The sequence below is a fragment of the Gaetbulibacter sp. M240 genome (assembly GCF_043876815.1).
In the GTDB taxonomy this organism is placed as follows: domain Bacteria; phylum Bacteroidota; class Bacteroidia; order Flavobacteriales; family Flavobacteriaceae; genus Gaetbulibacter_A.
Window position 1 is genome coordinate 443,405 of the sequence record NZ_JBAWKA010000001.1, and the last position, 23,004, is coordinate 466,408.

22 protein-coding genes are annotated in these 23,004 nt (G+C 37.1%); 15 read left to right on the forward strand and 7 right to left on the reverse strand.

The genetic code is table 11. The features are described 5' to 3' along the window. Positions 1-8 precede the first annotated feature (8 nt). The 10 genes from fsa (at position 9) to V8G61_RS01990 (ending at position 8,948) form a co-directional block, all read left to right on the forward strand. Positions 9-662, forward strand: coding sequence for a fructose-6-phosphate aldolase (gene fsa / locus V8G61_RS01945; RefSeq protein WP_394873743.1), 654 nt, complete (start codon positions 9-11; stop codon positions 660-662). A 22-nt stretch (positions 663-684) separates the two neighbouring features. Further along, positions 685-1,371, forward strand: a complete 687-nt coding sequence (locus V8G61_RS01950) for an NUDIX domain-containing protein (protein WP_394873744.1) — start codon at positions 685-687, stop codon at positions 1,369-1,371. Between the two features lie 50 nt (positions 1,372-1,421). Beyond that, the gene (locus V8G61_RS01955; RefSeq protein WP_394873745.1) at positions 1,422-2,285 is read left to right on the forward strand and encodes an acyl-CoA thioesterase; all 864 of its coding nucleotides are present in this window, start codon (positions 1,422-1,424) and stop codon (positions 2,283-2,285) included. Position 2,286: 1 nt separating this feature from the next. Continuing rightward, positions 2,287-2,976 carry a glycerophosphodiester phosphodiesterase gene (locus tag V8G61_RS01960; RefSeq protein ID WP_394873746.1) on the forward strand — a complete coding sequence of 230 codons (690 nt, stop codon included), beginning with the start codon at positions 2,287-2,289 and terminating at the stop codon, positions 2,974-2,976. Continuing rightward, positions 2,973-4,184 carry an NAD(P)/FAD-dependent oxidoreductase gene (locus V8G61_RS01965; RefSeq protein WP_394873747.1) on the forward strand — a complete coding sequence of 404 codons (1,212 nt, stop codon included), beginning with the start codon at positions 2,973-2,975 and terminating at the stop codon, positions 4,182-4,184. The genes V8G61_RS01960 and V8G61_RS01965 overlap by 4 nt, the downstream gene beginning before the upstream one ends. Positions 4,185-4,246: 62 nt before the next feature. Further along, a complete protein-coding gene (locus tag V8G61_RS01970) occupies positions 4,247-5,326 on the forward strand; it encodes a diphosphomevalonate/mevalonate 3,5-bisphosphate decarboxylase family protein (RefSeq protein WP_394873748.1) in 1,080 nt (359 codons plus the stop codon). Between the two features lie 31 nt (positions 5,327-5,357). Further along, on the forward strand, positions 5,358-6,287 hold the full coding sequence (locus tag V8G61_RS01975; protein WP_394873749.1) for a mevalonate kinase: 930 nt from the start codon (positions 5,358-5,360) through the stop codon (positions 6,285-6,287). A 60-nt stretch (positions 6,288-6,347) separates the two neighbouring features. Further along, positions 6,348-7,250, forward strand: coding sequence for a geranylgeranylglycerol-phosphate geranylgeranyltransferase (locus V8G61_RS01980; protein ID WP_394873750.1), 903 nt, complete (start codon positions 6,348-6,350; stop codon positions 7,248-7,250). Positions 7,251-7,317: 67 nt separating this feature from the next. Continuing rightward, positions 7,318-8,160, forward strand: a complete 843-nt coding sequence (locus tag V8G61_RS01985) for a pseudouridine synthase (protein ID WP_394873751.1) — start codon at positions 7,318-7,320, stop codon at positions 8,158-8,160. 263 nt (positions 8,161-8,423) lie between these two features. Next, positions 8,424-8,948 carry a hypothetical protein gene (locus V8G61_RS01990; RefSeq protein WP_394873752.1) on the forward strand — a complete coding sequence of 175 codons (525 nt, stop codon included), beginning with the start codon at positions 8,424-8,426 and terminating at the stop codon, positions 8,946-8,948. A 108-nt stretch (positions 8,949-9,056) separates the two neighbouring features. Here V8G61_RS01990 and V8G61_RS01995 read toward each other — a convergent pair whose 3' ends face one another. Both V8G61_RS01995 and V8G61_RS02000 read right to left on the reverse strand, forming a co-directional pair. Further along, positions 9,057-9,500, reverse strand: a complete 444-nt coding sequence (locus tag V8G61_RS01995) for a GNAT family N-acetyltransferase (protein ID WP_394873753.1) — start codon at positions 9,498-9,500, stop codon at positions 9,057-9,059. A 22-nt stretch (positions 9,501-9,522) separates the two neighbouring features. After that, positions 9,523-10,818, reverse strand: a complete 1,296-nt coding sequence (locus V8G61_RS02000; RefSeq protein WP_394873754.1) for a phosphoribosylamine--glycine ligase — start codon at positions 10,816-10,818, stop codon at positions 9,523-9,525. Positions 10,819-11,448: 630 nt separating this feature from the next. Between V8G61_RS02000 and V8G61_RS02005 the strand changes: the two genes are divergently transcribed. The 4 genes from V8G61_RS02005 to V8G61_RS02020 are packed head-to-tail and all read left to right on the forward strand — an operon-like array spanning position 11,449 to position 14,484. Then, positions 11,449-12,858 (forward strand): arginine decarboxylase, encoded by a 1,410-nt coding sequence (locus tag V8G61_RS02005; protein ID WP_394873755.1) that lies wholly within the window; start codon positions 11,449-11,451, stop codon positions 12,856-12,858. Between the two features lie 32 nt (positions 12,859-12,890). After that, positions 12,891-13,865, forward strand: a complete 975-nt coding sequence (locus V8G61_RS02010; protein WP_394873756.1) for a deoxyhypusine synthase family protein — start codon at positions 12,891-12,893, stop codon at positions 13,863-13,865. Positions 13,866-13,898: 33 nt separating this feature from the next. Next, positions 13,899-14,243 (forward strand): hypothetical protein, encoded by a 345-nt coding sequence (locus V8G61_RS02015; RefSeq protein ID WP_394873757.1) that lies wholly within the window; start codon positions 13,899-13,901, stop codon positions 14,241-14,243. A gap of 16 nt (positions 14,244-14,259) precedes the next feature. After that, on the forward strand, positions 14,260-14,484 hold the full coding sequence (locus V8G61_RS02020) for a hypothetical protein (protein WP_394873758.1): 225 nt from the start codon (positions 14,260-14,262) through the stop codon (positions 14,482-14,484). A gap of 88 nt (positions 14,485-14,572) precedes the next feature. Here V8G61_RS02020 and V8G61_RS02025 read toward each other — a convergent pair whose 3' ends face one another. Then, entirely contained in the window at positions 14,573-15,931 is a 1,359-nt protein-coding gene (locus V8G61_RS02025; RefSeq protein ID WP_394873759.1) for a mannosyltransferase, read from the reverse strand. A gap of 155 nt (positions 15,932-16,086) precedes the next feature. Here V8G61_RS02025 and ggt point away from each other — a divergent pair, with 155 nt between their 5' ends. Beyond that, entirely contained in the window at positions 16,087-17,775 is a 1,689-nt protein-coding gene (gene ggt / locus V8G61_RS02030; protein ID WP_394873760.1) for a gamma-glutamyltransferase, read from the forward strand. A gap of 4 nt (positions 17,776-17,779) precedes the next feature. Here the strand turns inward: ggt and V8G61_RS02035 are convergent, their stop codons facing one another. The 4 genes from V8G61_RS02035 to V8G61_RS02050 are packed head-to-tail and all read right to left on the reverse strand — an operon-like array spanning position 17,780 to position 22,900. Beyond that, complete coding sequence (locus V8G61_RS02035) at positions 17,780-19,270, reverse strand: cellulose synthase family protein (RefSeq protein ID WP_394873761.1); 1,491 nt, start codon at positions 19,268-19,270, stop codon at positions 17,780-17,782. Then, positions 19,267-19,956 (reverse strand): glycosyltransferase family 2 protein, encoded by a 690-nt coding sequence (locus tag V8G61_RS02040; protein ID WP_394873762.1) that lies wholly within the window; start codon positions 19,954-19,956, stop codon positions 19,267-19,269. The genes V8G61_RS02035 and V8G61_RS02040 overlap by 4 nt, the downstream gene beginning before the upstream one ends. 41 nt (positions 19,957-19,997) lie before the next feature. After that, positions 19,998-21,599 (reverse strand): 4Fe-4S binding protein, encoded by a 1,602-nt coding sequence (locus tag V8G61_RS02045; protein ID WP_394873763.1) that lies wholly within the window; start codon positions 21,597-21,599, stop codon positions 19,998-20,000. After that, on the reverse strand, positions 21,596-22,900 hold the full coding sequence (locus V8G61_RS02050; protein ID WP_394873764.1) for an NAD(P)/FAD-dependent oxidoreductase: 1,305 nt from the start codon (positions 22,898-22,900) through the stop codon (positions 21,596-21,598). The genes V8G61_RS02045 and V8G61_RS02050 overlap by 4 nt, the downstream gene beginning before the upstream one ends. Positions 22,901-23,004 lie beyond the last annotated feature (104 nt).

The following is a 23,004-nucleotide window of genomic DNA, read 5'->3' on the forward strand; positions in this document are numbered from 1 at the left end:
ATAATAGTATGAAATTTTTTATTGATACAGCAAACCTAGACGATATTAAAGAAGCCCAGGCTTTGGGTATTTTAGATGGTGTGACCACCAATCCTTCCCTGATGGCAAAAGAAGGTATTACAGGGGCAGAAAATATTACAAATCATTATAAAAAGATATGTGATATTGTAGATGGTGATGTAAGTGCTGAAGTCATTGCCACAGATTTTGAAGGCATGGTAAAGGAAGGTGAAGCGCTTGCTGCTTTACATCCACAAATTGTGGTGAAATTACCCGTTATCGCTGATGGCATCAAAGCGTGTAAATATTTTTCAGATAAAGGCATCAGAACGAATGTGACTTTGGTATTCTCAGCAGGACAAGCCTTATTAGCGGCCAAAGCGGGGGCTACCTATGTATCTCCTTTCTTAGGACGTTTGGACGACGTTTCTACCGACGGTTTAAATCTTATAGCCGAGATCAGACAAATCTATGACAATTACGGTTTTGAAACCCAAATCTTAGCGGCGTCTATTCGTCACACGATGCACGTGATCGACTGTGCAAAATTGGGTAGTGATGTAATGACCGGTCCGTTATCGTCTATTACAGGATTACTAAAACATCCATTAACGGATATAGGCTTGGCGAAGTTTCTTGAAGATTACAAGAAAGGGAACTAATCTATAGCGTGTCCTTATACACATGAGAATTGAAAGTCTATTTGATCAGCAAACCCAGCAGATTAAGATCGCTGTGGATTGTATTATTTTTGGATTCAATAATAATAGATTAGAATGTCTTTTAATTCATAGAGAGGCAGAACCTCAAAAAGGAAAATGGTCATTAATTGGCGGATTCATTGGCAATGATGAAGATCTCGATGAAGCCGCCAATCGTGTTTTGTACAATTTATCTGGTTTAGAAAATGTGTATATGGAGCAGGTGAAGGCCTTTGGTAAAGCCAATCGTGATCCCAGAGGCCGGACCATATCCATAACCTATACAGCATTGATCTTACGATCCGAATACGATGATGACAAAATAAAGGATCACGGTGCCAAATGGTTTCCTGTTAATGACCTGCCGGAATTGGCTTTTGATCATATAGATATGGTTGAGGCCGCAATTATACGCTTACGCCGTCGCGTAAGGAACACGCCAATAGCACTAAATTTAATCCCTGAAAAATTTACAATTCCACAACTTCAAGCCTTATACGAGGGCATTCTTGATGAACCACTTGATAAACGTAATTTTCGAAGAAAGATAGCCCAGATAGAGGCTATTGTGAAGCTCGGTGAAAAAGACATGACAGCCTCAAGAAGAGGTGCCTTTTTATATGCTTTTGACGAAAATCTATATAACAACACGCAATACTTTAATCTCTGAGGTTTTTATTACTTAGGTTTAGTTCCTACTTTTACATAAAAACTAAATAGATGACTTCAGTCGACGATTTATTGGAACTTCTCATTTTAGATCATGTAAGTGACCACACATTTACAGGAATTAGCAGTTCTATTGGAAGTCCGCAGGTTTTTGGTGGGCAGGTTTTAGCGCAAGCAGCCAATGCAGCCTACAGAACCGTGGATAAAGCGCGCATTCTTCACTCCTTACATGCCTATTTTTTAGAAGCAGGCGATCTTAAAATTCCGATTGATTATAAAGTCGATATTCTTCGTGATGGCGGTAGCTTTTCCGTACGTCGGGTTACGGCTAGTCAAAAAGATAGTATTATTTTTATCATGGCGGCTTCATTTCATCAAAAGGAATCCGGTTACAGTCATCAACAATCTATGAAATCTGGATTAAAGCAGCCTGAGGAGCTTTTAAGTTGGACGGATATCTTGCATCAATACAATGACTATTTACCTAGTGGGCTGAAAGCCTTTTTTGAGATTGATCGCCCAATCGATTTTAAACCAACCGTAATTGGCAATCCTTTAGAACGAAAAGATTTACCGCCGTATAATGATGTTTGGTTTAAACTCAAAGGTGATGTGGGTAATTTAGATTTAGCTACGAAGCAACAGATCCTAACCTATATATCAGATTATAATATTTTGGTATCAGCTATGAATCCGCATGCCAGTAAAGCGCACTGGGGCAATATTCAATCGGCAAGCCTCGACCATTCCATGTGGTTTTTCAGAGATTTCGATTTTACTGATTGGTTACTTTTTTCAATTGAATCACCAAATGCTCATGCAGCTAGGGGTTTTGCCCGAGGAAATATTTTTACTAGAGATGGAAAATTAGTGGCTTCAGTAGCTCAAGAAGGACTTATGCGACCAAAAAGTTAACATGAAACACAAAATACTAAATATCGGACATCGAGGCGCCAAAGGGTATGTTGCTGAGAATACATTACCATCGTTTAAAAAAGCGATCGATCTGGGTGTCGATGGTATTGAATTGGATGTTCATGTTTGTGCCTCGGGCGATTTGGTTGTTTTCCATGATTTTTCCTTGGAGAAGCTTACAAATGGAAAAGGGAAAGTTTCAGATCATACATTAAAGGCCTTAAAAAAACTTAAAGTGCTTCAAAACTATCCGATCCCAACGTTGGTTGAGGTTTTAGATCTTGTAGACAGAACGTGTTTTGTTAATGTGGAGCTAAAGGGTAATGGTACGGCAGCTGAAGCTTGTGATATAATCGAAACCTATGTCAAAAAAAAGGGCTGGGCTTATTCCGATTTTATAATTTCTAGTTTTAAAGAAGACCTTTTGACCAAGGCCTTCACCCACAACAAAAATATACCCTTAGCGGTCCTAACGGAAACCAATGTAGATCGGGCTGTAGCTTTCGCTGAAACCATTAGTGCAGAGGCTATAAACCCTGATTTTACTTTATTAAATTCGGATAATGTGGGTCAAATTCACGAAAAAGGCTATAAAATTTATGTCTGGACGGTAAATGAACCTGATGACATAAAACGTATGAAAAAACTTGGTGTAGATGGTATTATCACCGATTTTCCCGATAAAATATGATAAGCAGGGATGTGATTATTGTAGGTGGTGGAGCGGCCGGATTCTTTGCTGCTATAAACCTGGCTGAACGACGACCTGATCTTAAAATAAGCATTTTAGAACGTGGTAACGCGGTGCTAACTAAGGTGAAAATTTCCGGAGGCGGTCGTTGTAATGTAACGCATGCTGAGTTTATACCAAAACCCTTAACTGAAAATTATCCAAGAGGACAAAAAGAATTGTTGGGTCCTTTTCACCAGTTTATGACCGGTGATACCATAGCCTGGTTCGAAAAACGTGGTGTTGCTTTAAAAATAGAGGACGATGGCCGTATGTTTCCCGAAAGTGATTCTTCTCAGACCATTATTGATTGTTTTTTGGATGAGGCTGAAAAGAACGGAGTAGACATCCTTTTGAATCATTCGGTTAAAACCATCCATAAAGATGATGATCAATTTAGTATAGAAACCTCGAAATGCGTGTTTAAAGCACATTTTGTAATTGTTGCCACGGGGAGTAATCCAAAAATCTGGGAAGTTCTAAAACAATTAGGCCATACTGTTGTGCCGCCAGTACCATCGCTATTCACTTTTAATTGCGCTGATAAACGCATTAAAGACATTCCGGGAGTCGTTGTTCCTCAGGTTCATGTTCAGGTTTTAAGAACTGATCTGGAAACTGAAGGTCCGTTACTCATAACGCATTGGGGTTTTAGTGCTCCGGCTATTTTGAAGCTTTCCGCCTTTGGCGCCCTCGATCTGGCCAAATTGGATTATAAATTTGAAGTGGCCATCAATTTTTTGAATCAGAGTTATGAGAAAGTAATTGAAGGTTTAAAGGATCAGAAACAACAGTTAGCTAAGAAATTAGTTTGTAAATGGACCAGCTTTGATATTCCAAAACGACTTTGGGAAAAATTGGTTCTAGCATCAGAAATTGACGAAACCGGACGTTGGGCTGATCTGAACAGAATTCAATTAGATAATTTAACAAAACAGCTCACTCAGGCGGTTTTTCATATTGATGGGAAAAGTACCTTTAAAGAAGAATTTGTTACGGCCGGAGGTGTTGACCTGAGGGATGTCAATTTTAAAACTTTTGAAAGTAAGTGTTGTAAAAACCTGTTCTTAGCTGGAGAGGTTTTAAATATTGATGCCGTAACTGGCGGATTTAATTTTCAAAATGCCTGGACTGGTGCTTTTATAGCAGCTCAAAATATAGGGGCCTAATTTTTTATTTTTTCATGGGCACATACTGAAAGTTATTATCTTTGCCCACAGATTTGAATACCATGACGGACGCACAATTTATTCCTGAAAATTATAGTAAAAACCTTGATAGCGGTGCCTTTACCTGGTCGTCGCCCAGCAATATTGCTTTGGTGAAGTACTGGGGTAAGCGGGATCCGCAAATGCCTGAAAATCCGTCGATAAGTTTCACGTTGAACGATTGTAAAACGACCACAACACTGCGTTTTTTAAAAAAGATAGAGGAGGATGAATTTTCTGTAAGGGTGTTTTTGGATGGTTCAGAAGTTCCCGATTTCAAACCTAAAATCCTCACTTTTTTTAAGCGCATAGAAGCCTATCTACCCTTTTTAAAAGATTATCATTTTAGGATAGAAACGTCTAATACCTTTCCTCACAGTTCAGGAATTGCATCCTCAGCCTCTGGAATGAGTGCTTTGGCCCTATGTTTAATGAGTATTGAAAAAGCCCTTTCTCCCAATATTTCAGAAGAATTATTTATAAAAAAAGCGTCATTTTTAGCACGATTAGGTTCTGGAAGTGCTTGTAGAAGTATTGAAGGCGACCTGGTAGTTTGGGGAAAACATGAAGCGATACAAGGTAGTTCGGATTTGTATGGCATTAAATATCCGTATGAGGTTCATGAGAATTTTAAAAATTATCACGATACTATTCTATTAGTGGATAAGGGTGAAAAGCAGGTGAGCAGTACGGTGGGGCATAATTTGATGCACGGACATCCGTTTGCGGCACAGCGTTTTCAGCAGGCAAAGGATCATATTTCAAGATTGAAAGGTATTTTTAAATCAGGCGACTTAAATGGTTTTATAACCTTGGTGGAGCAGGAGGCTTTAACCTTGCATGCGATGATGATGACCAGTTCGCCCTATTTTATTCTAATGAAACCAAATACCTTAAAAATTATAAATGCGATCTGGGCCTTTCGTGAAAAGACCAAGGTCCATGTGTGTTTTACGTTGGATGCTGGTGCCAATGTACATGTTTTGTATCCTGAAAACGATGCAGAACAGGTTGGTGAATTTATTAAGAATGAACTAGTTGCATATTGCCAAAATGGTCATTATATTAGTGACAAAATTGGTTTTGGTGCAAAACTGTTGTAATTTTGTCCCGCTATCAAAAAAAAATTGCTGAATGAAAGGCCCTCTTTTTTACTCTAAAATCTTACTCTTTGGTGAATATGGTATCATCAAAGACTCTAAAGGATTATCGATACCTTATAATTTTTATAATGGTGCTTTAAAGGTGGAAAAGGAGTCTTCGGAAAAAGCTAAAAAATCTAATGAAGGCTTAAAACGTTTTGCTTCTTATTTAGAGAATATTGATCCTGATTTAGTACAGTTCGATATTGAAGCCTTAAACCGGGATCTGGAAGAGGGTATGTATTTTGATTCTTCTATTCCGCAAGGTTATGGGGTTGGTAGTAGTGGTGCTCTGGTTGCCGCTATTTACTACAACTATGCGAAAGACAAGATTACTGTTCTGGAAAATTTAACCCGAGAAAAACTCTTAAGCTTAAAAACCATTTTTGCTGAAATGGAGTCTTTTTTTCATGGAAAATCATCCGGTTTGGATCCTTTGAACAGTTATTTAAGTATTCCAATTCTTATAAATTCCAAAGATAATATTGAAGCTACTGGTATTCCGGCGCAACAAAGCAATGGCAAAGGCGCTGTATTTTTAATTGATAGTGGTGTTACCGGCGAGACCGCACCGATGGTTCGTATTTTCATGGAGAACATGAAACAGGAAGGTTTCCGTAATATGTTGAAAGATCAGTTTATAAAGCATACTGATGCCTGTGTTGAGGATTTTTTAACCGGAAATATCAAATCACTTTTCAAAAACACTAAGCAATTATCCAAGATCGTTCTAAATCATTTTAAGCCTATGATCCCTGCGCAATTCCATGAGCTTTGGAAAAATGGCCTGGAAACCAATGAGTATTATCTTAAGCTTTGCGGTTCCGGTGGAGGTGGCTATATTTTAGGGTTTACCGAAGATATTGAAAAGGCGAAACAAGCGCTTTCAGACTATAAGCTGGAGGTTGTATATAACTTCTAAGATCAACTTCTTTTTTTAAATGAGGTATTCTGTTTGGACAGAACCTAATTAGGTTATGGTATGACTTCAACAAAACAGAAACATATAATTCTCAAGTTCTTTAGTATGTTCTCTGCTATTCGGGGATATAATATCTTGATCATGATCATTGCGCAATACTTGGCGTCAATTTATATCATGGCTCATGATAAACCCGTACGGTCCGTTCTTTTTGATGAAAACTTGCTGATGCTGGTCTTAGCTACTGCAGCAACGATTGCCGGCGGTTATATCATTAATAATTTTTACGACTCGGAAAAAGATTTGATCAACCGACCCTTAAAAACGCAGCTGGACCAATTCGTAAGCCAGAATACAAAACTGTCTTTTTACTTTGTTCTTAACTTCGCCGCAGCCATTATGGCCAGTTATGTCTCGTTTAATGCCGTATTGTTTTTTTCCTTTTATATTTTTGGTATCTGGTTTTATTCGCATAAGCTTAAAAAATTACCCTTTATTGGCAATTTAACTTCAGCCATACTCACCATTACTCCCTTCTTTGCTATTTTCCTCTATTACAAAAATTTCGAGACGGTTATTTTCATTCATGCCATGTATTTATTTTTACTTATTTCCATGCGTGAGCTAACCAAAGATCTTGAAAACATCAAGGGTGATCTGGTTCAAAATTACCACACTATTCCTGTGGTTTATGGGGAAAAGGTTTCGAAAGTTATGCTTACAGTATTGTCGCTTTTGACTTTGATCCCTACCTATTTATTATTGAATTATTTTGATATCGGGTACATGGATTTATATTTTTATTTTAGTGCGTTTTTATTGCTTATTTTTCTCTGGGTCTTACGTTTATCAAAGCAGAAAATACACTACCTAATTTTGCATAACATTCTAAAATTCATCATTGTATCCGGTGTTTTTTGTATTGTTTTAATTAAAGTAAGCGTCGTTTTAAATCGTATTTAATAAATTAAGACCTTCAAGACAGGAAGTGATTATTTTAAGTATATCTTTGCACTAAAATTTTAAACGCATGAGCAGACATCAAGGGAGTACAGGAAAGGGAAAAGCATCAGGACGTGGCAGTGGAAACAAGCGTTCGGGAAGTTTTGCGCGTGGCAATGCCCCTGTGAAAAAAGCAGTAGTTACACCTAAAAAATCGGCTGCCTCAGACGAGATCCGTTTAAACAAATATGTGGCTAACGCCGGAATATGTTCACGTCGGGAAGCTGATACCCATATCGCCACAGGTTTGGTGACAGTCAATGGTAAGGTTATCACTGAAATGGGCTACAAAGTGAAAATTACTGATGATGTGCGGTTTGATGGCACGAGGATAAATCCGGAGAAAAAGGCCTATGTCTTACTGAATAAACCCAAAGGTTTTGCTACCACCACAAGTGATAGTAAAGGTTCGACTGTTATGGACCTCGTAGCCAATGCTACCAAGTCAAGTATCAAACCAATAGGTCGTTTAGGACGTAATTCTAAAGGGTTGATTTTGTTTACCAATGATGATAAAATTCACGATAAATTCACCAATTCAAAGCATGGTGTACCACGCTTATTTCATATTGAACTCGATAAGAATTTAAAACTTGAAGATCTTAAGAAGATCCAGAGTGGATTTAAATTGGAAGGCAAATTAATTACTGTTGAAGAAATAAGTTATATCGACGGGGCAACTAAAAAAGAAATTGGTTTGAAAATTAAGAATACGGGAAATAGTATTATCCGAAGTATTTTTGAGCACTTCAATTATAACATTATTAGTATTGACTGCGTGGCCATTGGGCATCTCACCAAAAAAGATCTTCCACGTGGCCATTGGAAACACTTAAGTAAGCAGGAGCTGGATCAATTGCAGATGCTGTAGTCTTTACCAAAAACATGCTTATTTTAAGAGTTTAGAGAAGTAATCTTTACCATTCGAATCTTGCCATGAGATGAACACGTAAATGTGGTTCTCGAAATAATCGAGCCATTTTTATCTTTGTACGCTAAGGTACTAATAACAGGTATTTGGGTTTATTCCTTTATCTATTTCTAAAAATGAGCTATTAAAAAAATTAACGCCTTTGTGATTATTATGCTGAATTTTAGTATCTTAGGTGAGCTATTAACCAACTAATCACCATCATGTTTAAGTTCAGTTCCTTTTTTTGGCTGATCCTGTTATTTCATTTTATGAATACAAGTTACAGTCAGACCATTTCAATCGATGAAAATTCAAAGCACTTTAAGAATACCAAGCAGGTATTTAGTAATAACCCAATAGATGCTCGAGATACGCGAAAATTTTCGGTTATTAAAGTGAATGAGGAGAGTATCGTTTTTAAATTAGAAAATTCAAATGGCTCCACCGGTGATGAGACCCAATTGCAGTTAGATCGCAGTTTAAATTTAAATCATCAAAGCTTCCGTTTGTGGTCTGATTTGGTTGCCGAACACGTTACAGCAAAGCAAATTATAGAGCATTCGACTCTGATACTTAATAAAAATCCATTTGAAAATGGTATGGATGGATTAAAGGGTTATATAGAACTTGAAGTGCGTTTGGAAACGAGCTATAAATATAAGCTTCCGAAAACTAAGGATTATGATTATTTTACTTATGCTCTGAATTTTGAATATGATGAAGATGGTGGCCTCGGAACCAAATGACTAGGCACGGATTAGGTTTGCCTGCCAACAGGTTGGCGTTAAGGTTTGGTTATCTCAATTGAATTACCAGATGTTAATTATTGCACGAACTAAAGATCATCAAAATTACTATCCCTCAAAAGTATAAACCGCTTCCTCAATCCCGTCATTGTAAAATGATTTTACATATTTAAATCCGTTTTTCACATAAAAAGCATCCAGTTTTAAATCTTCGATCGTTAACCAAAACTTTTGATTTGGAATCCTTTTTTTTAGATTATCTAACCAAACAGAGCCTAAGTTTTGATGTCTTTTTTCTTCAATAACATAAATAAAACCTAAATACAAAAAGCCTTTGTTAAACCATGCCTTAGACTCATTTTCGGCATATAACATATCTGGGGGACATTTTGAAAACACCAAACCTCCGGCAATTATTTGATTATTATCAATCAGTAAATAGCCGCTTGTACTCGCTTTAAAGTTTTTCCAAACTGGCACTATGCTTTCCTGCCAATCTTTTGGGAGTATTTTAAAAAATCCCAGATAATCTGTGCAAGCTTCAAAAGTCATTTTTAAATGGTGTTAAACTTATTTATAATAAACCCCATGACCAAAGCTTATCGGAATCTTCAGTCCATCGGTCGCCAATGTCTGTGCGGTAATAAGCGTTATTAATTATGATGTTATTAATTCTATTATACATCATTCTCTGAGCATCTTTCATGGTGTTTCCTGAACCTGTAACTAAAACGGCAATACCTGTGTTGCCGGTAATTAACCATTCATCATTTACCTTTTTTAAATGCATAGGATGTACACCCTCTTTTCCGTTCTTTTTAATTACCACAACGGCATCTTTTGAAAACAAGTCGAATGTTTTTTTATCATCGTAAGGAAATGGAGGTACTACTATAAATGCACCAATTTGAAATCCTTTTTTAACATTCATCTTAAATTGTTTTTTAGAAGCTAATTTAAAAAACAATTCTCCCAAGGGTTCCATGATGCCATCGCTTTGGATAAAAATTTGAGGATAACCAAATCTGGAGGTAAATTCTAAAGGATAAATGCCATTTCCGTTTACAATACAATTAATATCGATATGCCCAATATAGTTATGTTTAGAAAGTGTATTTTGAAATTTCAATAAGGTGGCTTCAAAAATCGGAGAATCTTTTGTCCAAAACATACTAGTTCCCATTTCGCCCGTAGAAACACCCAATTCTTTTGGGAATAGTTTTTTGTGCTCGAAGGTAATATTGATGGGGTAAATAAATTCATTTCCATTAAAGAATGCGGCAATGGATACCTCAACGCCTTTTACTTTTCGTTGTAATTGAAAGTTTCCAAAATTATTACCCCAGGATTTTTCGTAAGCTTTAAGGACACGAATAACATCTAATCCTTCATCATCGTTTCCAACAAAAAGTAATTGTTTAAGCTCTTGGGTTTCGCCACAAGGTTTAATTACATAGGTGTTTGGATGAGCTTTAATGTAATGTATGGCATCATTAAATGAGGTGAACTCTTCGGATGGGATAACCTTAATTTTATGTTTTTGGAGTTCAGACTGCCCAAAATTTCTGTCTAATTCAAGTTTATCTGTGTATTCGGTTCCGCCAATAACAAGTTTTCCTTTACTTCTTAGTTCGCTAGCAATTTTACCATAACCGGTATAATCAAAAACAATAATATCGGCCCAATCAATATGCTTCTCCCAATGAGCAACTTTATTTACAAAACCAAAACCGATTTCTTTGGAGGCTTTATCTTCAATAAACATTTTAACCGCATGACCTTCAGATTTTATCGTATTGATAATATCCAATGATTCGCCCCAACGCGACACAAATAGAAATTTTTTACTGTAGGGTTCTTTTGTTTTCACAAGAAATATTTATTTTTTAACTGATTTATGGCATTATTTTCCATACCAAAAGTAGATAAATAATTCATCGAAAATACGTGGGTGAGTAAATAGTTAGCGGTTTAATTACACTATATTTTTAGGTATTCCTTTGGATGGTTTTTAGCTATGAAGTTCTTTTGCGTTAGGGATTGAAGCATTGTTGGAGCGCCTCAAAGAGCGCGACTGCGAAAAGCCCGACTCCCGCTTTTTTGCGGGAGTAACGCCCTAAAAAAAAAGACCTTTAAAAATGCCTTTGTTGGATTAATTTAGCTGTTATTTCTTCCTGTACACTAAGCCACATTGAAATTTTTTTTAAAACGCTTTGCTGTATTGAAAAATAAATTACATTTGCCGCACTTTTAGCTGAACAAATTGAAACCTGTTTCTATGTTCGGGCTTTTGAACATTAGGAAGTCATATTCAAAAGCAGCTTACAGATTAAGTAACCGAATTTTAAAGCTAACTTCCGCTATTTCAATTCATACTGTTCTTAACAGCTATGGTTTCGTGCCTATAACTAAAAATCAAATTCGTATTTGATTGGTTTTGTTTACCTCATTGTTTACTTTTAAGGACAGAACCTAATTTTTAATTTTTTTTTATTACAATTTGAACACGAAATACTTTGATTTAATAAATCAGACTTTTGATTTTCCTCAGGAAGAATTTAAGGTCGAAAAAGGCCAATTGCAGTTTCATGATATTGATTTAATGGAACTCACGAAACAGTATGGCGCTCCGCTGAAATTCACTTATTTACCACAAATATCGAACAACATTAACCGGGCTAATAAATGGTTTAATGATGCCATAAAAAAGTATGGTTACAAGGGACAATACCATTATTGTTATTGTACCAAAAGTTCGCATTTTAAGCATGTTCTGGATGAGGCTTTGAAAAATGACATCCATATTGAGACCTCTTCGGCTTTTGATATTGATATTGTTGAACAGTTGAAGGCTTCAGGAAAAATCACTAATGATACCTATGTTATTAGTAATGGATTTAAACGTGCACAATATATTACCAACATTGCAAGATTAATTAATGGCGGGCATAAAAATGCTATTCCGATAATTGATAATTATGAGGAGATCGACCTGTTGTCACAGGAGATAAAAGGAAAATTCAATGTGGGTATCCGGATCGCTTCAGAAGAAGAGCCTAAGTTTGAATTTTACACCTCCCGACTTGGAATTGGCTATAAAAATATTTTACCGTTTTATAAAAATCAGATTGCGGGTAACAAAAGGGTATCGCTTAAAATGCTACACTTTTTTATTAATACCGGTATTCGCGATAACGCCTATTATTGGAACGAACTATTGAAATGTTTGCGTGTTTATACCAGTTTGAAAAGGATTTGCCCTACGTTGGACAGCCTAAATATTGGTGGCGGTTTTCCAATTAAAAATTCTCTGGCTTTTGAATTTGATTATGAATATATGATTGATGAAATCATAAACCAGATCCAACTGACTTGTGAGGAGGAAGGTGTAGATGTTCCGAACATATTTACAGAATTTGGTAGTTTTACCGTTGGTGAGAGTGGTGGTGCCATTTATGAAGTGTTGTACCAAAAACAACAGAATGACCGCGAAAAGTGGAATATGATCAATTCGTCTTTTATTACCACACTTCCGGATACATGGGCTATAAACAAACGTTTTATTTTACTGCCAATAAATCGCTGGCAGGAAAGTTATGAGCGTGTACTTTTAGGAGGTTTAACCTGCGATAGTGACGATTACTATAACAGTGAACAACATATGAATGCGATTTATTTACCAAAATATCATAAGGATAAGCCGCTGTATATCGGGTTTTTTAATACCGGTGCCTACCAGGAAACCATAGGTGGTTTTGGGGGTTTACAACACTGTTTAATTCCGTCGCCAAAACATATTTTGATCGATAAGGCCGCTGATGGAACATTAACAACAAAAGTGTTTAGTGAGCAACAAAAAAGTGAAGACTTGCTTCATATTTTAGGGTATGATACACAGCCAAAACACTGATTAATATAAAGTTTTAAAAATTAAAAACGATAATGAGTACAAAAGGACCAATCTCTCAATTTATAGAAAAACATTATTTACACTTTAATGCAGCTGCTCTTGTAGACGCTGCTAAGGGTTATGAAGATCAATTAAATAAAGGCGCTAAAATGCTAGTGTCGTTGGCAGGTGCTATGAGTACCGCTGAATTAGGAAAGAGTTTTGCTGAAATGATTCGTCAGGATAAGGTGCATATTATTTCTTGCACCGGAGCGAATCTGGAAGAAGATATCATGAATTTAGTAGCGCACTCACATTATAAACGTGTACCACAGTATCGGGATTTAACACCAAAAGAAGAGTGGGACCTTTTGGAAAAAGGACTTAATAGGGTTACTGACACCTGTATCCCAGAAGAAGAAGCGTTTCGTCGTTTGCAAAAGCACATATATGCTATTTGGAAAGATGCTGAAGCCAAGGGTGAGCGTTATTTACCGCATGAATACATGTATAAAATGTTACTTTCCGGTGTTCTGGAGGAATATTATGAGATTGATATTAAGGATTCCTGGATGTACGCCGCAGCAGAAAAAAACCTACCCATTGTTTGTCCCGGTTGGGAAGACAGTACCATGGGTAATATTTTTGCCAGTTATGTTGTGAAAGGAGAGCTGAAGGCCAGCACGATGAAATCAGGAATTGAATACATGACTTTTCTTGCTGATTGGTACACCGATAATTCGGAGAAGGGGATTGGGTTTTTTCAGATTGGTGGTGGTATTGCCGGTGATTTTCCAATTTGTGTAGTGCCGATGTTGTACCAAGACCTGGAGCGTACAGACACCCCTTTCTGGAGTTATTTTTGTCAGATTAGTGATTCTACAACGAGCTACGGATCATATTCTGGAGCAGTACCCAACGAGAAAATAACCTGGGGAAAATTAGATATTGATACTCCAAAATTTATTGTAGAAAGTGATGCCACTATTGTTGCGCCATTAATTTTTGCTTATCTTTTGGGCATGTAAATTAAAGCTATAAAGAAATTTAAATCCACTATAATGAAAAATAAAAATGATAACCGTAAGCGTGTCATTGTAGATTTTAAAAAATTAACCCCGGAAATTTTGGCTATGTTAGTTGAGAAATATCCTGATGGTTATGACGACGATCAGATTATTTCATTCCGAAATCAGCATAACGAAATTATTGAAGCTGTTGAAGTAAATACGGAAGACACAAAATATTTAGTAAAAGTGAGTACCAAGCTTGCCGTTACTATGGAAAACTACGATGAAGATGATTATGAAGATTTTGACACGGATGATCCGGAAGCAGTTCAGGATCCTGAGATTCTGGATGAAGACTTGGATGATGATGATGACAACGAAGACGATAACGATTAACCAATTATAAAGAACCATGAGAACAGCTGTTTTTAAATCCTACAAAAACGGTTATTTTACGTTTTGGTTTGAAAATGGCGAGGAGTTAGCTTTTGAAGAAGTACATCCACGCGTTTTAAAGCAATACGATTTAAAAAACGATAAAAGTCTAATTGACACAGATTTCCGAATAACGTTTGTTGAAGACGATTCAGACGACGAGGTTATTTACCGCGTTGAGAGTTTAAAACCGATAGAATAAAATTTTAGAAACACCGCTTTTCGGTGAAAATCTATTTGCGGTTGCGTCATATTATTGACTCTTTTTACTCGGCAATAACGATTCAGAGTTAGCTCAGGAAATTAGTTGTTTGGTGCTTTTTTATAAAAAGTTCCCAAAGGAAAACCCCGTACACAATACTGTACTCTAAGGTGATAACGATAAGATTCTCAGATTTATCGGACGTATCAACGTGGAGGTATGCTAGGTAACTGAGGATAATGACACCGCTCCACACTAACGGAAATTTAAACCCCGTAAAAACACTTAAAATGAGCAGTGTTGCAATATACCATGGATGCACAGTGGTTGCAGTAAAATAGTAAAAGGACAAAGCCAAAAGCATCGTGGTAATGAGTTGTAAAATGTTTTTGTTCTTCCTAAAAATAGCTAATACTGCCACAACTAAAAACACAATGATCGCGATCCATTTTCCGATAGTGGCAATTTCATTATACCCGCGAAAGCCATAACCAATGGCTCTAGCGATGTAGTACAAGCTTGCGTTGAATTCAAATTTCTGAAACCACAATCCAATGGTTTGGGTGTAATTTTCAATAAAGGTAGCCGAGTAGAATGGTGTAAATAATCCAAGGATAATTATTCCAATTATAATATAGAATGTTAGTAAATTTTTTATTCCAAGGAAACTAAAAGATCTTCTTTTATCATTATCGTTAGAGGCTGTGAACCATTGAAAAAACAGAGGTAAGAATAATAGCGGAATTAATTTAACTGAAACAGATGCGGCTAAGGGTATGGCTGCAAGTCTCCATTTACCAATGTGAAGTAAGTACAAACTCCACATTAAAAAGAAGATCATTAGGCCTTCAAAATGTAAATTACCGGTTAGTTCAATAATAATAAACGGATTCAGTATATACCAAAATATTAGGTAATCCGGTTTACCTAAAAGAGTTAATAATTTTTTCCCAAAATATAAGGTTCCAAAATCGGCTGCGATAAGGATGATACGGAGTACGAATACAGAACCCAAAATACTTTTGTTAGCCAACATAGCTGCTATTAAAAAGCACAATTGATTCAAGGGTGGATAATTGGAGTAATGACTAGCGTTTAAAGCACCCATGCCCTGGTACAGGTTTTCAGCCTGCGATACCGGGTAAGCGCCACCAGACATAAAGCTTTCTACGGTTTGTATATACGGGTTAAAACCTTCCAAAATAATTCTGCCGTCCCAAATAAAACGATAGAAATCCTGAGATAAATTAGGGATGCTTAATAAAAAAACAGCCCGAAAACTAAAAGCCAACCAGGTTAAGAGTTTTGGATTAGATTTTAGTTTTTGAACGAGAATGTAAAAGAAACCGAATAGGGCGGCATATAGACTTACAAGTTTTAAATACTCAGTACGTTGTAAATCATAGGCAAAGATCCAATAGCAAACAGCACTAAAAATTATCAGCAAAACTACGGAGCTTTTAAATTTATTGAGCGAATTAATTATAGGCATAATTCAAAGATACATCAATTTGAAGTTGAAAAAGTGTTCCATTGGTTAGAGTGTGTTTCAAAAACAGTAACTTAGTAAACTAGGTACTTAATATATCAAAACTACCCACTATGAAAACACCTTATATTTTTTTTCTTGCACTTTTAATGGCGTTATGTATTCATGCTCAAGATCGGATTAATGGCGCCTTATATGCTACCCGTTCCGAGGTTCTTGCCCAAAATGGCATGGTTGCCACAAGTCATCCATTAGCGACGCAAGTAGGTCTGGATATTTTAAAAAAAGGAGGTAACGCCATTGATGCCGCAATAGCAGCCAATGCCACTTTAGGATTAATGGAACCCACAGGTTCAGGTATCGGGGGTGATTTATTCGTTATTCTCTGGGACGCTCAAACTAAAAAACTATATGGTCTTAATGCCAGTGGGAGGTCTCCTAAAACCTTAACTTTAGAATATTTTGAAAAACAAGGACTTACAGCAATACCAAGTTTTGGACCCTTACCTGTAACGGTTCCCGGTGCTATAGATGGTTGGTTCGAGCTTCATGAAAAATTCGGATCATTACCTATGAAAGATATTCTTCAGCCTTCTATAAACTATGCTGAAAACGGTTTTCCTTTAACACAACTTATAGCATGGTATTTCAATCTGAGCATTAATCGATTTAATCAAATGGCCTTTCCAAATATAGAAGATACCTACATGCGTAATGGTAAAATACCTCAGGAAGGTGAGGTGTTTAAAAACCCATATTTAGCCAACACATACAAAAAACTGGCTAACCAAGGGCGCGATGTGTTTTATAAAGGAGAGATTGCTAAAACTATTACAGATTTTATTCAAAGTCAGGGGGGATTTTTGTCAATGGACGATTTTACCCAACATAAAAGTGAATGGGTCGATCCGGTTTCTATTAATTACAGAGGTTACGATATTTGGGAATTACCACCAAACGGACAAGGTATTGCTGCTTTACAGATGCTACAAATATTAAAAGTTTATGACTTTTCAAAGATTCCATTTGGAAGTACGGAACACCTGCATTTATTTACCGAAGCTAAAAAACTGGCTTTTGAAGATCGCGCTAAATATTATGCCGATATGAATTTTGCCAAGGTTCCGGTGGAAACTTTAATCTCGGAAGCCTATGCTTCTGAGCGGGAAAAATTAATTTCTGATAATGCATCAAAATATTCAGCAGGTGAAATAAGTGCCGGCGAAACTATATATCTTACTACGGCAGATAAATATGGCAATATGGTGTCTTTTATTCAAAGTAATTATCGCGGAATGGGTTCGGGAATGACACCGCCAAAACTTGGATTTATGCTTCAGGATCGAGGAGAGTTGTTTAACCTGAAACGAGGCTATTATAATACCTACGAGCCCGGGAAAAGACCATTTCATACTATTATTCCGGCATTTATTACAAAAGACGGACAACCTTTTATGAGTTTTGGTGTTATGGGAGGTGATTTTCAGCCCCAAGGTCATGCCCAAATCATAATGAATATCATCGATTTTGGTATGAACGTTCAAGAAGCCGGAGATGCCCCACGCTGGGACCATTCTGGGTCATCATCGCCAACAGGAGAGGCTGCAGAATATCCCGGAACTATTCATGTTGAATCTGGAATCCCATATGAAACCGTTAGAGGTTTAATGAAAAAAAGACATTTTGTTGGTTATGGGCTGGGTGGTTATGGTGGTTACCAAGCCATTATGTGGGATGCCGAAAATAAAGTGTATCACGGCGCTTCTGAAAGTCGAAAGGACGGACAGGCTGCCGGGTACTAAAGTATTACACTTTTGATGTTAATGATTTGAAGAAGACATAACCAAAACCAATGAAAAGCATTAAGTGGAATGGGAATAATCCAAAATCGCCACCCTGATCACCTACCACAAAGGCACTATAAAGGCCAAATCCGAAATACAACATTAGTAGACCTTCAAAGATCACATGTACGGAAATGTTCTTGCTTATGTATTTGTTGGTTTTCCAATTATCTTTAAACTTAGCGATATTGAATTTAGGAGTTCTTACGAACTCGCTTTTCTTTCCTAAATGCCCTTCAATAACAGCGATGGTATTGTGCAATGAAAAGCCCATAGCAATGGAGAAAAACAGGAAGAACATTCCAATGTATTGAATGAAATTCTTAATCCCGTCGCCGTAAATATTACGGTACATGATCCAATAGCAAATAAAGAAAATTATAGTACTCGTTACGAAGAAACTCATCACTATGAAATAGGTTTTCAAGTGTTCGTATTCGTTTTTAATGTAAAGCATGGGAATACTTAAAACAGCCACAATTAAAATATTCAAAAACATGGTGCTATTGAGTAAATGCAGCAATCCGTGAACCTTAGTTTTAGCTGATATATTTTGACTTTTCAAGACACGCCAAAGCATTTTCCTAAAGTTCTCAGCACCACCTTTATTCCAGCGGAACTGCTGGGAACGTGCTGCACTGATAACAATCGGCAGTTCGGCCGGGGTTTCAACATCCTCCAGATATTTGAATTTCCAGTTCTTAAGTTGTGCCCGGTAGCTTAGATCCAGATCCTCGGTCAAGGTATCACCTTCCCAATTACCGGCATCGATAATGCATTCTTTACGCCAAACACCGGCTGTACCATTAAAGTTAATAAAATGCCCTTTACTATTTCTTCCAACCTGTTCCAGAGTAAAGTGAGCATCCAATGCGAAGGCTTGTATTCTTGTTAGTATAGAGTAGTTTCGATTTATATGGCCCCAACGGGTTTGAACAACACCTATATTTGGATTTTTAAAGTAAGGTACCGTGCGTTTCAACCAGTCTTCTTCAGGTAAGAAATCGGAATCAAAAATGGCAATGAAATCACCTTTGGCAGTTTTAAGGCCCTCTTTAAGTGCGCCTGCTTTAAAACCTACACGGTTTTCCCGGGTCATGTGTTTGATATCCAGTCCTGTGGCCTGTAGCTTTTTGATATGCTCACGTGTGGTTTCAACGGTTTCATCTGTAGAATCGTCTAGAACCTGAATTTCTAATTTATCTTTTGGGTAATCTATTTTGGCTATGTTATCCAATAAACGGTCCATAACATACATTTCGTTATAAACTGGTAATTGAATGGTTACCGATGGAATTTCATCCGGGTTCGATAAATCAAATTTTTCTGCAGTGTCTTCTTTGCGCTTGGCTGTGAGGTAATTGAACAACAGATTTAGCTGCGCCAGGGCGTAAGCCAATATCATGATCAATGCGAAGGTATAAACTGCTATGATTATCTTTTCTAATATCATTTAATACTGTATTTAAAAATCCAACCTAGAATTTTTATGCCTGCAAATATAGCACCTTTTACCGTACCAGAAACTTTTGAAACACCAATTCTGTTTCTGTAATGAACCGGAACCTCGGAATATAAGAGGTTTTTCCTTAGGGCTTTTAGTTGCATTTCTACGGTCCAACCATAGGTTTTATCTTGCATGTTAAGGGCTAAGAGCTTTTCATATTTTATAGCCCTAAAGGGACCAAGGTCCGTAAATTTGGCATTAAAAAAAAATCGCATTAGCGTAGTGGCTAACCAATTTCCAAAAATCTGAGGCATGGTCATCGATCCCTTTTCTCTTAGATGTTTGACACGAGCACCTATAATCAAGTCTTTGTTCTCTTTTATAATAGGATTAACAATTTTATTTAATTCCTCTGGATAATCACTATAATCACCATCTAAAAACACAACGATATCCGGTTTTAAAGTTTGTCTGGCGATATACTCCATGCCTTTTAAACAAGCATAGCCATAACCCTTATTCATCTCTGTAAGTACTGTGGCACCGGCAGTTTTAGCATTGGTTTCGGTAGCATCGGTAGAGCCATTACTCACCACGATTACTTCATCTACGATTTTTGGAATGTCCTGGATGACGAGACCAATTGAGTTTGCTTCGTTATAAGCTGGAATGATAACTTTAATTATGGCCATTTGAAATTCTTAGGGCTGTAAAAATACAATTGTTTGGGCTATTATTTTTTATTTACAAAGGTCATTAAATCGACATCATTGCCCAGTAAAATATCATTGGGGTTAATCCGACCTTTCATGGTGTCATTTTCCAATTTTAAAACACCTCTTGGACATACCGCACTGCATATACCACAGCCCACACAACTGGAGCGTACAATATTTTCGCCTTTCTGCGCGTATGCGCGAACATCAATACCCATCTCACAATAGGTGGAACAATTACCACAGGAAATACATTGTCCGCCGTTTGTAGTAATTCTGAATTTTGAAAAAAAACGTTGCTGAAAACCCAGGATGGCGGCCATAGGGCAACCGAATCGACACCATACACGATTTCCAAAAATGGGATAAAAACCTGTACCGATAACACCTGAAAAAATAGAGCCAATGTAAAGGCCATAGGCAGATCGTAAGGAACTTGCTTTTATCAAAAAGATTTTCTCGGTGGTTCCAGTGTAATGCATTATAAATAATGCTGCTATAATTAGAAAATAACCTATGGCACCATAGCGAGCATCCTTCCCTAAACTTTCACGTTTAAATATCATGACTACTGTAAATACTGCAGTTAACAGCAAGCCAACCCCAATTAAAAAAACATTTTGGGTTAACCAATATCGGGAAGGGTCTTTACCCAAATAGGTGTAAATTACGGCAGTAGTCATGATTACTGAAAACACCAGAACAGCGTGGATTAACCAGCGCTCCAGTTTCCAGGCTTTTAATGATTTATCACTAAGATGCCGAAAGGGATCTCCGGCAGTTTCAGCCAAACCACCACAACCACAAACCCAGGAGCAATACCAGCGTTTTCCGTATTTGTAAGTTAAAATAGGTGTGATAATAAATATCGAAGCGATACCAAAAAGAAGCATCGATAGACCTAATGTCCCTGAGGATAATAAGCCATTTACAGACCATTGATCGAAAACATAATAGTTTAACGGCCAAATACTTTTCAGGTCGTAGTAGGGTAAATTATAATCCGGACTCGCATTCAGACGCGACATAAATTCCGGGATTAAAAAGGCAAAGCCTAATTGAAAGAACATGACCGAAACAGTTCGGATTTGTTCGTATCTATTATGACGGTATTTTAATATGAATTTATATCCAAAAATGATGATGGCTAGCGTGTAAAGTGTGCCATAAACAAACCATTGACTCGCTGGATTCCCACTCAATAATTTACTTAAAGGATCGAATAGACCAACGAGGCCCGTATTGTTCTCCCCGTTGGAAGCTAATCCTAAAAGGCTCGGATAGAAATACAATACAATATAAAAGAGCGTCAAGACAAGTCCTAAAATCCAACCCAGGGTTCCTCTGGAACTGATAGCTTTAAACCAAACCCCGTCATTTTTAATTCCTTTTTGTTCATTGAGATAAAGGTCATGGGTAAATAAAACGACACCTATGGTCATAAGACCTAATGCCAGACTTAAAAAAAGGCCTTGATTTGGAAAGGAGGTATTCAAGGCGGCCAAAGTAAGTATGAACAAGCCCGAAGTTCCCAGTGCAACAGCAAATTTTTGTTTTGTTGTTAGCGGTTGGGCATCAGGTTTTACCAATGCCATAGAGGTATTTAATTTAAGGCTCATTGGGTCGAGGTTTCAAATGTTTTTAAATAGGTACTTTTAATGGTGTTTTCAAAATGTGTATAAAACTCCGGATCAAAATTGGCCTCCTCCAGATGTTCTATAACATAATCGATATCACGTTTATCGGTAAGCCAACGATCAAAAACCTCATGACGCATTCGAATTCCCAGGGTATTAATGCCCAAAAATGTCTTATTGCTCTTATTGTATGCGATGGTAATACATTTCGTGTCATCATCATGCCTCCAATGAAAATGTGCTTCTTCATCTGTTGGTTTTGCAGAAACCCAACCATACGTTTGATATTCAATATCAAAAAACTTAGCTGAATTAAACCAATGTCCGGGATTGTACGTCATGCGATTTCCACAAATGGTTTGGGCTAAAGTTTCACCCATCATACGTCCGGTGTACCATACGGCTTCTACCGATTTTCGACGTCCTATAGGCTCGTATTGCTCGGCACAATCACCAATAGCATAAATATCTTGAACATTGGTTTCTAGGTAGCGGTTAACCTTTACACCGCGTAAGGTTTCAATACCCGATTCTTTTAAAAAATCAATATTTGGTGATACACCGGCTGTTAAGCCCACAAGATTACAAGGGATTTCTTCACCGGTCTCCGCGATAACGACTGATTTTACCTGACCATTTTCATCCGATTTAATTTCTTTAAGATTGGTCTTCAAACGAAGGTCAATATTATGGTTTCGAATATGTCGTGAAATCATTTGGCTATCACCTTCTGGTAAAACATTATTCCAAAAACTGGATTCCCTTACCAAAAAGGTTACAGGAATTTTGCGGGTGCTGAGCATTTCAGCCAACTCAATACCAATCAAGCCACCACCTACAATAACAGCCCGTTTACATACCTTGTTGTTTGGGGCATAGGTTTCTAAGATGTCAAGATCTTGTTTATGATAGAGCCCGGTAACACCTTTAAGATCCTGTCCAGGCCAGCCAAATTTATTGGGTTTGCTGCCCGTGGCTATAATGAGCTTATCATAGCTTATTGAACTGCCATCATTTAAATGAATACTTTTATTTTTCGGTGTAATACGGTTTACAAAGCCTTGTTTTAGATCGATTCGATTCTTTTCCCAAAACCAGTTTTCATAGGGTTGGGTCTGCTCGAAGGTCATGTGTCCCATATAAACGTACATCAAGGCCGTACGTGAGAAAAAATAGGGTGTTTCGGCAGAAATGATCGTGATTTTCTTATCGGAATTTTTTCGGATGTGCCGGGCAGCAGTTATTCCTGAAATGCCATTTCCTATAATAACAATATGTTCCATAAAGAGATTTTGAGGGCAATCAATCATTGATAAAGATAAGAACTTATTTTAAGTTTAATTTAGAAACCGAATATTTTTTAAAAATGGATTAGTATCTTTCGCTT

Coding starts and splice junctions, on each gene's coding strand:
- ggt (WP_394873760.1), top strand. CDS start 16,087: ATGAAAACACCTTATATTTTTTTTCTTGCACTTTTAATGGCGTTATGT.
- V8G61_RS02045 (WP_394873763.1), bottom strand. CDS start 21,599: ATGAGCCTTAAATTAAATACCTCTATGGCATTGGTAAAACCTGATGCC.
- V8G61_RS01990 (WP_394873752.1), top strand. CDS start 8,424: ATGTTTAAGTTCAGTTCCTTTTTTTGGCTGATCCTGTTATTTCATTTT.
- V8G61_RS01950 (WP_394873744.1), top strand. CDS start 685: ATGAGAATTGAAAGTCTATTTGATCAGCAAACCCAGCAGATTAAGATC.
- V8G61_RS02010 (WP_394873756.1), top strand. CDS start 12,891: ATGAGTACAAAAGGACCAATCTCTCAATTTATAGAAAAACATTATTTA.
- fsa (WP_394873743.1), top strand. CDS start 9: ATGAAATTTTTTATTGATACAGCAAACCTAGACGATATTAAAGAAGCC.
- V8G61_RS01985 (WP_394873751.1), top strand. CDS start 7,318: ATGAGCAGACATCAAGGGAGTACAGGAAAGGGAAAAGCATCAGGACGT.
- V8G61_RS01975 (WP_394873749.1), top strand. CDS start 5,358: ATGAAAGGCCCTCTTTTTTACTCTAAAATCTTACTCTTTGGTGAATAT.
- V8G61_RS02040 (WP_394873762.1), bottom strand. CDS start 19,956: ATGGCCATAATTAAAGTTATCATTCCAGCTTATAACGAAGCAAACTCA.
- V8G61_RS01960 (WP_394873746.1), top strand. CDS start 2,287: ATGAAACACAAAATACTAAATATCGGACATCGAGGCGCCAAAGGGTAT.
- V8G61_RS01970 (WP_394873748.1), top strand. CDS start 4,247: ATGACGGACGCACAATTTATTCCTGAAAATTATAGTAAAAACCTTGAT.
- V8G61_RS01995 (WP_394873753.1), bottom strand. CDS start 9,500: ATGACTTTTGAAGCTTGCACAGATTATCTGGGATTTTTTAAAATACTC.
- V8G61_RS02050 (WP_394873764.1), bottom strand. CDS start 22,900: ATGGAACATATTGTTATTATAGGAAATGGCATTTCAGGAATAACTGCT.
- V8G61_RS01980 (WP_394873750.1), top strand. CDS start 6,348: ATGACTTCAACAAAACAGAAACATATAATTCTCAAGTTCTTTAGTATG.
- V8G61_RS02035 (WP_394873761.1), bottom strand. CDS start 19,270: ATGATATTAGAAAAGATAATCATAGCAGTTTATACCTTCGCATTGATC.
- V8G61_RS02015 (WP_394873757.1), top strand. CDS start 13,899: ATGAAAAATAAAAATGATAACCGTAAGCGTGTCATTGTAGATTTTAAA.
- V8G61_RS01955 (WP_394873745.1), top strand. CDS start 1,422: ATGACTTCAGTCGACGATTTATTGGAACTTCTCATTTTAGATCATGTA.
- V8G61_RS01965 (WP_394873747.1), top strand. CDS start 2,973: ATGATAAGCAGGGATGTGATTATTGTAGGTGGTGGAGCGGCCGGATTC.
- V8G61_RS02020 (WP_394873758.1), top strand. CDS start 14,260: ATGAGAACAGCTGTTTTTAAATCCTACAAAAACGGTTATTTTACGTTT.